Annotated in this window: 9 protein-coding genes and 1 pseudogene; 3 read left to right on the forward strand and 7 right to left on the reverse strand. The window is 63.6% G+C overall.

The window, feature by feature from the left end; all coding sequences use genetic code 11:
• Positions 1–87: 87 nt before the first annotated feature.
• From M2401_RS29340 to M2401_RS29350, 3 genes and pseudogenes are all read left to right on the forward strand, one after another.
• Positions 88–3,308 (forward strand): annotated as a pseudogene (locus M2401_RS29340) (efflux RND transporter permease subunit).
• Complete coding sequence (locus M2401_RS29345) at positions 3,298–4,464, forward strand: efflux RND transporter periplasmic adaptor subunit (protein WP_259109240.1); 1,167 nt, start codon at positions 3,298–3,300, stop codon at positions 4,462–4,464. The pseudogene M2401_RS29340 and the gene M2401_RS29345 overlap by 11 nt, the downstream one beginning before the upstream one ends.
• Complete coding sequence (locus tag M2401_RS29350) at positions 4,448–5,857, forward strand: efflux transporter outer membrane subunit (RefSeq protein ID WP_259109242.1); 1,410 nt, start codon at positions 4,448–4,450, stop codon at positions 5,855–5,857. The genes M2401_RS29345 and M2401_RS29350 overlap by 17 nt, the downstream gene beginning before the upstream one ends.
• A gap of 191 nt (positions 5,858–6,048) precedes the next feature.
• Here M2401_RS29350 and M2401_RS29355 read toward each other — a convergent pair whose 3' ends face one another.
• From M2401_RS29355 to M2401_RS29385, 7 genes are all read right to left on the reverse strand, one after another.
• Positions 6,049–6,897 carry an amidohydrolase gene (locus M2401_RS29355; RefSeq protein WP_259109243.1) on the reverse strand — a complete coding sequence of 283 codons (849 nt, stop codon included), beginning with the start codon at positions 6,895–6,897 and terminating at the stop codon, positions 6,049–6,051.
• Between the two features lie 59 nt (positions 6,898–6,956).
• Complete coding sequence (locus tag M2401_RS29360; RefSeq protein WP_259109244.1) at positions 6,957–8,237, reverse strand: MFS transporter; 1,281 nt, start codon at positions 8,235–8,237, stop codon at positions 6,957–6,959.
• A 39-nt stretch (positions 8,238–8,276) separates the two neighbouring features.
• Positions 8,277–9,008 carry a GntR family transcriptional regulator gene (locus tag M2401_RS29365; protein ID WP_259109245.1) on the reverse strand — a complete coding sequence of 244 codons (732 nt, stop codon included), beginning with the start codon at positions 9,006–9,008 and terminating at the stop codon, positions 8,277–8,279.
• 297 nt (positions 9,009–9,305) lie between these two features.
• Positions 9,306–10,598, reverse strand: a complete 1,293-nt coding sequence (locus M2401_RS29370; protein ID WP_259109246.1) for an MSMEG_0569 family flavin-dependent oxidoreductase — start codon at positions 10,596–10,598, stop codon at positions 9,306–9,308.
• 141 nt (positions 10,599–10,739) lie between these two features.
• The gene (locus tag M2401_RS29375; protein WP_259109247.1) at positions 10,740–11,060 is read right to left on the reverse strand and encodes an MSMEG_0570 family nitrogen starvation response protein; all 321 of its coding nucleotides are present in this window, start codon (positions 11,058–11,060) and stop codon (positions 10,740–10,742) included.
• A 1-nt stretch (position 11,061) separates the two neighbouring features.
• Positions 11,062–12,087, reverse strand: a complete 1,026-nt coding sequence (locus tag M2401_RS29380; protein WP_259109248.1) for a sll0787 family AIR synthase-like protein — start codon at positions 12,085–12,087, stop codon at positions 11,062–11,064.
• The gene (locus tag M2401_RS29385; RefSeq protein WP_259109249.1) at positions 12,080–12,640 is read right to left on the reverse strand and encodes an MSMEG_0567/Sll0786 family nitrogen starvation N-acetyltransferase; all 561 of its coding nucleotides are present in this window, start codon (positions 12,638–12,640) and stop codon (positions 12,080–12,082) included. Before M2401_RS29385 ends, M2401_RS29380 begins: the two co-directional genes overlap by 8 nt.
• Positions 12,641–12,648 lie beyond the last annotated feature (8 nt).

The following is a 12,648-nucleotide window of genomic DNA, read 5'->3' on the forward strand; positions in this document are numbered from 1 at the left end:
CGGGTAAATCTTTGTTCATCCGTATGAAAGCCGCCTGTTAAGTCCGCGCACCAAGACTGCCGTGATTCCAAAGCGGAGGTTCCTGGCATGCTCGGGCTGGTAAAGACTGCACTGCTCAAGCCCTACACGTTTATCGTGTTGGCGATTTTCATCTGTATCGTCGGGCCGTTGGCGGCCCTGAAAACCCCCACTGATGTATTTCCCGATATCGGCATTCCGGTGATAGCCGTGGTCTGGCAGTACAACGGGCTGTCTCCCGACGCCATGGCCGGGCGGGTGATCTACACCTACGAACGCTCCCTGAGCACCACGGTCAACGACATCGAGCACCTCGAGTCGCAATCGCTACCCGGCATGGGCATCGTCAAGATCTTCTTCCAGCCGGGCGTGGATATCCGCACCGCCAATGCCCAGGTCACGGCGGTGTCGCAGACCGTGCTCAAGCAGATGCCCCCCGGCATCACCCCGCCGCTGATCCTCAACTACAGCGCCTCCACGGTGCCGATCCTGCAAATGGCCTTTTCCAGCCCGACTCTGTCGGAAGCGCGGATTCGTGACTTGGTGCAAAACAATGTGCGCCTGCCCCTGACCGCCGTGCCCGGCATCGCCCTGCCTACGCCCATGGGCGGTCGGCAACGGCAGATCACCTTGGACCTGGACCCCCAGGCCCTGGCCGCCAAGGGCTTGTCCGCCCAGGACGTCGGCAATGCCCTGGCCGCGCAGAACCAGATCATTCCGGTGGGTACGGCGAAGATGGGCAGCGACGAATACACCGTGCTGCTCAATAACAGCCCAAAGGCCATCGATGAGCTCAACCAGTTGCCGATCAAGACCGTCGACGGCGCCCTGATCACCATCGGCCAGGTGGCCCACGTGCGCGATGGCTCGCCGCCGCAGACCAACGTAGTGCGGGTCGATGGCCGCCGCGCGGTACTGATGCCAGCGCTGAAGAACGGCAATATCTCGACCCTGTCCATCGTCGACGGTGTGCGCAACATGCTGCCGCTGATCAACGAAACCCTGCCGCCGGAAATGAAAACCTCGCTGCTGGGCGATGCTTCGGTGTTCGTCAAGGAGTCGGTGGGCAGTGTCGCCCGCGAGGGCATTATCGCCGCCCTGCTGACCAGCCTTATGATTCTGCTGTTCCTCGGCAGCTGGCGTTCGACCCTGATCATCGCCGCGTCATTCCCCTGGCGGTGCTCTCGGCCATCGCCCTGCTCGCCCTCAGCGGCCAGACCCTCAACGTCATGACCCTCGGCGGCCTGGCCCTGGCCGTGGGCATTCTGGTGGACGACGCGACGGTGACCATCGAGAACATCAACTGGCACCTGGAGCAAGGCAAGGCGGTCAAGGAGGCGATCCTCGATGGTGCCCGGCAGATCGTTGGTCCGGCCTTTGTCTCGCTGCTGTGTATCTGCATCGTCTTCGTGCCGATGTTCATGTTGCAGGGCATCGCCGGGTATTTGTTCCGGCCCATGGCCCTGGCGGTGATCTTCGCCATGGCCAGTTCGTTCCTGCTGTCGCGGACCCTGGTGCCGACCCTGGCGATGTTCCTGCTCAAGCCCCATGTGCTGGAACAGGGCGCCGGACATCACCCGGAAGACGCGGTGATCAATCATCACGAAGGCGACCAGCATGCGCCGCCGCGCAATGCCTTACTGCGCAGTGCCTTGCGCATCCAGCAGGGTTTCGAGCACGGTTTCTCGGCGGTGCGGGACGTTTATTACGGTCTGCTGGGCCTGGCCTTGAAGTACTACAAGCGCTTCCTGATCGGTTTTCTCACCTGCGTGCTGGTCAGCTTCGCCTTGCTGCCAAGCCTGGGCCAGGACTTCTTCCCGACCACCGATGCCGGTGCTCTGGCCCTGCATGTGCGCCTGCCCCTGGGGACTCGCATCGAAGAAAGCGCCGCGGCCTTCGACCGCATCGAGCAACGCATCCGCGAGATCATCCCCGCCAACGAACTGGACACGGTGATCGACAATATCGGCATCCCCTTGAGCGGCATCGATATGGCCTATAGCAGCAGCGGCACCATCGGCCCCCAGGACGGCGATATTCAGGTCACCCTCAAAGCCGATCATGCACCCACCGCCGATTACGTCAAACGCCTGCGCGAAGCCCTGCCGCAAAGTTTCCCCGGCAGCCACTTCGCCTTCCTGCCCGCCGATATCAGCAGCCAGATCCTCAACTTCGGCAACCCGGCGCCCCTGGACGTGAAAGTCTCCGGCCCCGACGGCGAGGCCAACCGCGCCTATGCCCTGGAGTTGCAACGACGCCTGCAACATGTGCCCGGCATCGCCGATCTGCGCATCCAGCAGTCCACCGGCTACCCATCGCTGCAAGTGAATGTCGACCGTCTGCGCGCCAAGCAACTGGGTATCACCGAGCACGACGTCACTACCAGCCTCGGCGCATCCCTGGCCGGGACCTCACAAGTGGCGCCGACCTACTGGCTGAACCCGAAAAACGGCGTGTCCTACTCCATCGTCGCCGCCACCCCGCAATACCGCATGGACAACCTGCCGACCCTGGAAGCGCTGCCCATTACCGGTGCCGATGGTCAGTCGCAGATCCTCGGCGGCCTGGCGACCATCCAGCGCGTGGACAGCCCGGCGGTCGTCACTCACTACAATATCCAGCCGACGCTCGACCTGTTCGCCAACGTTCAGGGCCGCGACCTGGGCGGCGTGGCCAAGGACGTGCAGAAGGTCATCGACGGCGCCGCAGCCCTGCGCCCGAAAGGCGCGACCATCACCCTGCACGGCCAGATCGACGCCCTGCATGAAGCCTTCAGCGGCCTGAGTTTCGGCCTGCTCGGCGCGGTGGTGCTGATCTACCTGCTGATCGTGGTCAACTTCCAGTCCTGGCTCGACCCGTTCGTGATCATCACCGGCCTGCCGGCGGCCCTGGCCGGCATTGTGTGGATGCTGTTCCTCAGTAATACCTCGCTGTCGGTGCCGGCCCTGACCGGGGCGATCCTGTGCATGGGCGTCGCCACGGCCAACTCGATCCTGGTAGTGAGCTTCTGTCGCGAGCGCCTGGCCGAACATGGCGATGCCCTCAAGGCCGCCATGGAGGCCGGTTATACGCGTTTCCGCCCGGTGTGCATGACCGCCCTGGCGATGATCCTCGGCATGCTGCCCCTGGCCCTGTCTCAGGAGCAGAACGCCCCCCTGGGCCGTGCCGTCATCGGCGGCCTGATCCTCGCCACCACCGCCACCCTGCTGTTCGTGCCCGTGGTTTTCAGCCTGGTGCACCGCCGCTCACCTTCTCGTGCCGCTGTTGGAGAAACACCCCATGTCGTCTGAACACGCCCCTTCACGCAAACGCCTGATGCTGGTCGGCATCGGCGGCCTGACCCTGGCCGCCCTGCTGGTGGCCAACGGTCTGGCCGCGCGCACCCGCCATGAGCAATCGGTTACCGCCTGGACCGAGACCCAGGCCCTGCCGGTGGTCAACGTGTTCCAGCCGTCCCACAACGCCCAAGGCAACACCCTGCAACTGCCCGCGCACCTGGAGGCGTGGAGCAAGGCACCGATCAATGCCCGGGTCAGCGGCTACCTGAAAGACTGGAGCAGCGATATCGGCAGCCAGGTCAGCGCCGGGCAGGTCCTGGCGACCATCGACAGCCCCGAACTGGATCAGCAACTGGCCCAGACCCGCGCCCATCTGGCGCAACAGACCGCAACCGCAAAACTGGCCGCCACCACCGCAGAACGCTGGCAGAACCTGTTGGCCAACCATTCGGTATCGCAGCAGGAAGTCGACGAGAAACTGGCCAACGCCGCTGCAGCCAAGGCCGATATGCAGGCGGCCGCCGCCGACTATGCGCGTTTGACCGATCTGGAAGCCTACAAGACCATCCGCGCGCCGTTCGCCGGGACCATCACCGCGCGCAATACCGATATCGGCCAGTTGATCAAGGCCGACGACGGCGGTGGCACGCCACTGTTCAACATCGCCGATACCCGGCGTGTACGCCTGTACGTGCCGGTGCCGCAGAACTACGCCAGCATCATCACCCCGGGCATGCAGGTGCAGTTGACCGTGCCCGAGCATCCCAACCAGCAGTTCAGCGCGCGCCTGCTCGGCGACTCGACGGCGGTGGACCCGCGGTCCGGCACCCTGCTGGCCCAGTTCGTTGCCGACAACCCTGACGGCGCCCTGCTCCCCGGCGACTACGCCGAGGCCACCCTCAAGATCAGCGCCTCACCCAATGGCGTGAGCATCCCGGCCAGCGCCCTGATTTTCCGCGCCGCCGGTACTCAGGTCGCGGTGCTTGACGGGCAACAGCACGTGCATATGCGCACCATTCATATCGGCATGGACTTGGGCGATCGCCTGGTGATCGATCAGGGCCTGGCGCCCAATGATCGGGTGGTGGATAACCCGCCGGACGCCCTGCGCGAGAACGACCCGGTGCAACTGGCCGACGCCGGAGGTGCCCATGCGCCCAAGGCTTGATGCACTGGCGTTGCTGATCGCCCTGACCCTGCAAGGCTGCTCCCTGGCGCCGACTTACCGGCAGCCCGAGGTGGCCCTGCCTGCGCAGTTCAAGGACAGCCAGATCGGCCCCTGGCATAGCGCCCAGGTCACCGACCGCGTGCCCGAACAGTGGTGGCAACTGTACAACGAGCCGCACCTGAACGAGCTGCAACAACAGTTGCTCAAGGCCAACCCTGACCTTGCGGCGGCACTGGCCCACTATGACGACGCCCTGGCCTATGCCAGCCAGTTGCACGGCGGACTGTTCCCGCAGCTGGGTGTCTCTCTTCAGCCGCTGCGCCAGCGCCAGTCGGATAACCGACCGTTACGCGGCGATACCCAGCCGTCGGTCTATAACAGCGACACCCTGAGCCTGGGTCTGAGTTTCGATCTGGACCTGTGGGGCCGGATTCGCAATCAGGTGGCGGCGGGCGATGCCCAGGCCCAGGCGTCCGGTGATGATCTGGCAGTGGCGCGCCTGAGCCTGCAACGTCAGTTGGCCAGCCTGTATGTGCAAGTGCGCGGCCTGGATGCCCAGGGCAAGATCCTCACCGACTCTCTGGGCGACTATCAGCAGGCCCTGCAACTGACTCGCGATCGCTATCAGGGCAAGATCGCCTCGGAACTGGACCTGACCCGGGCCCAGAGCCAACTGGCCCAGGCCCAGGCGCAACTCGACGACATCCAGGCCCAGCGCAATCTGGGCGAACATGCCATTGCCGAACTGGTAGGAGCCCTGCCCAGCGATTTCAATCTGGCAGTCAACGTACAGCCGTTAGCCCTGCCGAAGATTCCCGCCGCCCTGCCCGGCAGCCTGCTGCAACAGCGCCCGGATATCGCCGCCGCCGAACGCCGGGTGTTCGCCGCCAATGCCGGGATCGGCGTGGCTCGGGCGGCCTGGTATCCCGACTTCAGTCTCAGCGGCCTGCTGGGCGGCCAGACCCAGGGCGCGGGCAACCTGCTCACCGCCGCCAACCGCTTCTGGGCCTTGGGGCCGGTGGTCAGCCTGCCGCTGTTCGACGGCGGCCGCCGCAGCGCCGCTGATCGTCAGGCCAGGGCCGAATTCGAAGAAGCCGCCGCCCACTACCACGGCCAGGTGCTCAAGGCCGTGCGCGAAGTGGAAGACAATCTGAGCCAGCTACGCGACCTGCAGCGCGAAACCCAGGACCAGCAGGCCGCCGTCGACGCCGCACAGCATGCTGAACAGATCGCCATGAGCAGCTACCAGGCCGGCGCGCTGAATTACCTGGACGTGGTCACCGCCCAGACCACCGCACTGGAAGCCCAGCGGCGTTTGCAGGTGGTGCAGAGCAGCCAGCTGCAGGCCAGTGTCGGTTTGCTGGTGGCGTTGGGTGGGGGTTGGAAAGCCTAGAACACATTGCAAACCTGAGGGAGCAACCACATGGAAGCGAATGCAGTGTGCGGGCGAATTTGTGGGAGCGAATTCATTCGCGAAGAGGCCGGTAGATCCGCTGCATGTGTATCGCCCGCAGCACCGCTTTCGCGAATAAATTCGCTCCTACAAAAACCACTCTCATGGAATTCGCTCCCACAAGAGTGGAGTCAGGTATTTTCAGGCAAGACAAACCTAAACAACTGCGCAGGCGAATCGACCAGCATCGCCTGGCGCAAACTCTCTGAACAGCCCAGGGCCCGCAACTGCTCCATCACCGCACCATAGCCAACATCCTGTTCATGCTGGGTATGCGGCCAGTCACTGCCCCAGACCAGACGTTGTGGGCCGAGGCTTTGTTCCAGCAGAGGCAGCACGGAGCAGGCGAATTCGAGGTTCTGCCGGGCATCCCCGGCCAACCGGTAAATCGCCGAGACCTTCATCCACAACTGCCCAGTGGTGCCTAGATCGAGCAGCTCGATAAAACCAGGCTGATTCACCCCAAGACGCGCATCCGGACGGCCGAAATGATCGACCACGATCTTGCAGCCAAACGGCAGCAAGGCACGCACCAGCTGCGGCAAGTCTTCCACCTGACGATGCAGTTCGATATGCCAGTCCAGCTCGGCGATATGCCCGAACAACACCTGCCACTCGGGCTCGGTGAAATCCGGCAACGGCTTGCCCATCAGATTCAGACGGATGCCCGTCACACCCTGAGTGGCCATGGCCTGCAACTCGGCGCGGCTGATATCCCGAGCGACGACCACGACCCCGCGCAGCTGCTCAGGGGCCTGGGCCAGCGCCGCCAGCAGGTAACTGTTGTCGGTACCGAGGAAACTCGGCTGCACCAGTACGCCATGGCTCAGGCCGTGCCGCGCCAGATTGGCCAGATACAGCGCCAGGGTTGCGTCATAGTCGGGGGTGTAGCGGCGCGCGCTGGTCAGTTGCAGATCACGACTGAAGACATGGGCGTGGCTGTCGATGCCGAGAATCGGCGCGGTACGGGTATGGGGCATGGAACTCGTCTATGTAGAAAGACGCGGCGCAAGAGCACGCCGCGCAACAAGGGGATCTATCAGGCCTGCTGTGCCTGGGGCGTCTCGGCCGTGGCCGGAACACTGGTTTCCAGGCTGCGGCCACGGGTTTCCGGCAGCAACAGCGCGGCCAGCACGGCAACACCGTAGGCAATCCCGGCGTCGATGCCGATGGCCGACCCCAGGGACATGGACTCGCTCATGTGGCCGACCAGGAACGGGAACACCGAGGACAGCACGCGGCCGAAGTTGTAGCAGAAACCGACCCCGGCACCGCGCACGTCGGTGGGGTACAGCTCGTTGAAAAAGGCACCAAGGCTGGCCGGAATACCTGCGGCGAAGAAGCCCAGCGGGAAGCCGAGAAACAGCATCTGTGTGTTGGTCAGCGGCAGGAATACATAGCACTGCACCGTGGTCACGCAACACAGGGCGAACAACAGGATGTTTTTGCGCCGACCGATGCGATCGATCATCAGGCCGCTGGCCACGCAACCGCACCAGAAGGCGAAGATAATCACCGCCAGGTAGCCGCCGGAGCTGAGCACGGACAGGTTGCGCTCGGTCTTGAGGAACGTTGGCAGCCAGGTCATCACCGCGTGGTAACCGCCGTGGGCGCCAAGGCCGAGCAAACCACCGAGCAGGGTCACGCGCAGCAGTTCAGGGCGGAAAATACCAGCCAGGGACTTGAAGAAACTCTGCGGGATGGCGTTCTCTTTCTGCAGGCGCTGGAAGCTGTCCGGCTCTTCGACGTTACGGCGTACCCAGATGATCAGCAGCGACGGCAGCAGGCCGACCAGGAACATCACGCGCCAGGCCATATCCTGCGGCACAAAGGAATAGATCAGGGTGAACACACCCACCGCCAGCCCCCAACCCACAGCCCAGGCGCTCTGAACCGTGCCCATGACCTTGCCGCGATATTTCGGCTGGATGGTCTCGGCCATCAGCACCGCACCGGCCGCCCACTCACCGCCGATGCCAAAGCCTTGCAGCGCTTTGACGATCAGCAACTGATTGAAGCCGGTGACGAAGGCGGACAGGAAGGTGAACACCGAGAACCACAGGATCATCCACTGCAGGGTGCGTACACGACCGTAGCGGTCCGACAGCGTGCCGCCGACCCAGCCACCCAAGGCCGAGGTCACCAGGGTCACGCCGCTGATCAGGCCCGCGTCACCCTTACTCAGGGCAAAGGCGGCAATCAGTGCTGGAATCGCCAGACCGAACATTTGTACTTCCAGGGCATCCAGCGACCAGCCGCCGAAGCAGGCCCAGAATGTCTTGCGCTCGCGCGCAGTGATTTGGCGATACCAACTGAACATGATTGTTGTCCTTATAAGTGTGGGCAGTGTTGCAAGGCGTCAGCGAATGTCGACGCTGTAGCGGAAATGGCTGGCGTGACCGCGCGAGCGACGCCATTCCAGAGGATGGCCGGCGTAATTGCGGGCCAGACGTTCGATCACCACCACCGGGCTGTTGGCCGGAATCTGCAGCAGACGCGCATGCACATCGCTGACGGCTTCGGCGGTAAGGGTTTCTTCGGCGTAGGCGACGACCTGGCCGCAGAGTTCTTCGTAGATGGGGTAAAGCAACGGGCCGTGGCGATCCAGTTCGGTCTCCAGCAACGCCTGGAACTGCACGCGCGGCAGCCAGATTTCCTCGGCCAGCACCGGCTGGGCATCGAGCAGACGCAGACGCACTATGCGAATCACCGGAGCATCGGGCATCAGGCCCAAAGCATGACTGACAGCCGACGGCGCCAGCAGCGGTTCGATGGACAGGATGCGGCTCTCCGGCACCCGACGCTCACCGGCAGCGGTCTGGAAGCGGAAGAAACGGAACAGCGAAGACTGGAATTGCGGGCGGCGAATAAAAGTGCCACGGCCCTGTTGGCGCTCGAGAATATTCTCGGCGACCAGCATGTCGATGGCCTTGCGCACCGTGCCGGTAGACAGGCAGTACTCACTGGAAAGCGCCGCCTCGGTAGGAATCGCCTCCCCCGGACGCCAGCGGTTATTGGCGATTTGCTCAGCCAACTGGTCACGCAGGCGTTGATAAAGCGGCAGACGGTCGTCGCTGGAAAGCTGGTTCATGGTCGAGCTTCACTGTTTTAGTTATATAGTCATCTATATGAATCTAAGTGAAGTATTCTCCTGATACAAAGTGACGTCAAGGTGCCAGTAGGAACTTTCGTCGGTTCACTCACCGCCGCGGAAGATGAATCGACTTCACCGGCCTCTTCGCAGGCAAGCCTGCTCCCACACTGCAAACGCCCTGCTGAATCTGTGGGAGCGAGGCTTGCCCGCGAAGAGGTCCGTACATTCGGCACATCGTCATCGGCTGATAAATAGCCTTCGCGGGCAAGCCTCGCTCCCACATATTGACTGCGTCTAGCGGCTGGCCACGCGCAATTCGTCGCCGCCCGAAATCGATTCGGCAATCCGCTCCACCAGATACTCGGCATCCCGGGCAATCCCGGAGAAACGCCCCGAGCCCCAGGTGTAGAGCCATGGCAAGCCAAGGAAGTACAACCCCGGCTGGGCGGTAACACCGCGCGTGTGGCCCGGATGACCGCGACCATTGAATACCGGCGCCTCGACCCAGGTGAAGTCCGGGCTGAAGCCGATGCACCAGACGATGCTGGTGATGCCGGCGGCGCTCAGGTCCAGCTCGCCGCGTTCCTGCTGCGGCGCCCAGCGCGGGATATAGACTTCGCCTGCCGGGGCCTCGATGCCTTGCTCGGCGATGTAGTTGTCGATGGAGCCGTTGATGCGGTTATACACGGCGTCGGCGCTGTCGAGGCTGCGGGCCAGGTCGGTGGAAAACTGCAGGGTCGAACCTTCGAGGCCGTCCAGACGACCGAACAGCTCCATGCCTTCAGCAGCGAACCGGCGCAGGTCGATATCGCGCCCGCCATCGCGACCGGTGACGTAGTGGTTGGTGTTGTCCCGCACCCCTTCGCGCAATGGATGGGCATCAACGCCGATATCGTAGTAGCCCATCTCGGCCAGCCAATCCACCACGTCGCGCCCCCGGTAAAAGCGTGCGCAACGCGGTGCATCGCCCACCGCCAGGAACACCTTGCGTCCGGCCAGGTGCAGGTCTTCGGCGATCTGCGCACCGGACTGACCCGAACCCACCACCAGCACATTGCCCTCGGGCAGGCTTTGCGGGTTGCGGTATTGCTCCGAATGAATCTGGGCGATATCCGCTGGCAGACGCTCGGCCAGACGCGGAATGATCGGCGTGTGATAACCACCCGAGGCGACGATCACCTGATCAGCCGTGAACTCACCCTTGGACGTATGCACGTCGTAACCGCCATGACTGCGCGGTACCACACGACGCACCGTCACCCCTTCCAGCGCCGGGGCATTGACCTTGGCGACGAAGCCGGCCAGGTAAGCGTTGATTTCATCCTTGACCATGAAGCCATGGGGATCAGTGCCCGGATGCTCGATGCCATAGCGATAACCCGGCAGCGCACACTGCCAGTTTGGCGTGACCAGGCTGAAGGCATCCCAGCGTTGATGGCGCCAGGCGTGGGTCAGGCTGTTTTTTTCCAGCAGCAGATGGTCGATGCCCTGGGCTTGCAGGTAATAACTGGCGGACAACCCGGCCTGGCCGCCGCCGACGATGATGACGCTGTAGTGCGGGGGTTTGACTGAGGTGAGATGTGGCATGGGTGAGTCTCCAATAGCGATGAGTACGGAAGCCGTTGGAGCGAGGCTTGCCCGCGAAGGCAATGTTTCAGTTTCAACAAATCGGCCGGATGTACCGACCTCTTCGCGGGCAAGCCTCGCTCCAACAAAATAGTGTTCGGGCTAGAAAGAACTCCACCCCGCCCCGGTAACCCGGCCGCCGCCTTCGGTGCGCATGCTCAACACCGCCACCGGCCCGTCCTGCTGGCGCGAGGCTTGGCCCTTGAGTGAGTTGAGGGTGTCCATGGCCGAGCTGCAGTAGAAGCCCTTGACCTGCTTGACCCGCTCGGACGCGTTGTTCAGGCCGCCTTCGATGCGCTCAAGAAAGTCCGCCAGCGGGTAGCTGGCGCCCTCCTGAAGATGCTCGTAGATCACCGTGGACGGCGAGTAACCGGCCGCTTCCTTGCCGTCGGGCCAGCGGATCTTGAAGTTGACTGCGGGCATATCAGTGCTCCTGTGGTTGCACGGAGGAAAGATCGAGTTGCGCATAGCTGAAGCCGGTGAAAGACCGCTCGCGCAGGTTCCAGAATTGGTCGTGTTGTGCGCCGTCGCGCACGTTCAGCGCGCCGCTGTCGGTGACCTGGCCGATGCGTTGGCAACGCAGGCCTTCGAAGGCAAAAGCGGCCTGGACGTTGTCCCAATCGGCGGCGTCGAGGGTCATCAGGAAGCCGTAGCTGGGGAAGACTTGCAGCCAGCGCAGCAGGTCGCCGTCGGCCGGGCATGGCAGGCTCGCCAGGTCGATTTCGGCGCCGCAACCGGTGCTTTCCAGCAGCATCAGCAGGCTGCCCAGCACCCCGGCGTTGCTGATGTCCTTGGCCGCCTTGAGCAAGCCGGCTTCGGCCAGGCGCGGCAGCACCTCAAGCTTGCTGCGCAGGCGTTCGGCAGGTACGCCTTCGAAGGCTTTCCAGTACGTGCTGTCGGCGTGCCAGACGCCTTCCAGATCCACGGCCATGGCAATCACCTGCCCCGGCATCACATGCAGGCTCGACAGCAAGCGACTGGCAATACCGGTAATAGCCACGGCCAGCGCCGTCGGGTTACCCGCCGCCTGACTGGTATGGCCGCCCGCCAATAACAAGCCGTAGGCGCGGCAGGCGGCCTGGATTCCGGCGAGGATTTGCCCGGCTGCGGCCTCATCGTGATGCCAGTAGGCATTCACCACCGCCGTCGCCCGGCCGCCCATGGCGGTGATATCGCTGACGTTGGCCATCACTGCCGACCAGCCGGCGAACCAGGGCGCCGCGCTGACGAAACCGGGCAACATGCCTTCGATGGCCAGCAACTGGTAATGCTCGCCGCAGGCAATGGCTGCCGTGTCGTCGCCGGGCAAGGCATACAGCTGCTGACGGGTCAGAGGCCGGGAGTGATCGGCCAATACCGTGGCCGGTTGTTGAATGGCCTGCTTGGAGCGCATCGCCGGAGTATCTCGCAGGGCTGCCAGCAGTTCGCCAAGAGGCAGGAAATCAGCCATGACGAGCCCCCTTCAGTGGGCCCAGTGACACCTGGCGAGGCATGAACGGATAGCTCACCAGGTCCGCCTGCATCAGGCAATGGGGCTGGCCGAGCAGTTCAAGGGGTTGCAGAGTCCGCCAGTGCAGACTGTGGAAATACGCCTCGTTGGCCTGCTGCACCGTGGCGTGAAACACCTCGCAGCCTAGTTCCTTGGCCCGGGATACCGCCTCGTTGACCAGCGCCTTGCCGATCATGCTGTGCCGGCGATAGGCCTGGGCCACGCACAGACGCCCGCCAAACCACAGTCCCGGTTGCGGCTGATAGATACGCACGGCACCGACCACTTGATCGGCCATGCCGCAGTTGCCCGCCAGGGCGACAATGGCAATGGCCTGGAAGTCGTGGCCGTCCTTGTCCTGGGGCAGCAGTTGTTGCTCGTCGGAAAACACCGCCCGGCGCAGGGCGTAATAGGCCTGCTTCTCCCACGGTTCGCTGGCGGGCTTGACCACCAGTTCACCGGCGCGAAACGGCTCGAAGGTACTGTCGACCAAGGCATAGGCCAGATTGGGCATGAGCGTGA

Origin of the sequence: Pseudomonas sp. JUb42, from assembly GCF_024807945.1 — a bacterium.
Lineage (GTDB): Bacteria > Pseudomonadota > Gammaproteobacteria > Pseudomonadales > Pseudomonadaceae > Aquipseudomonas.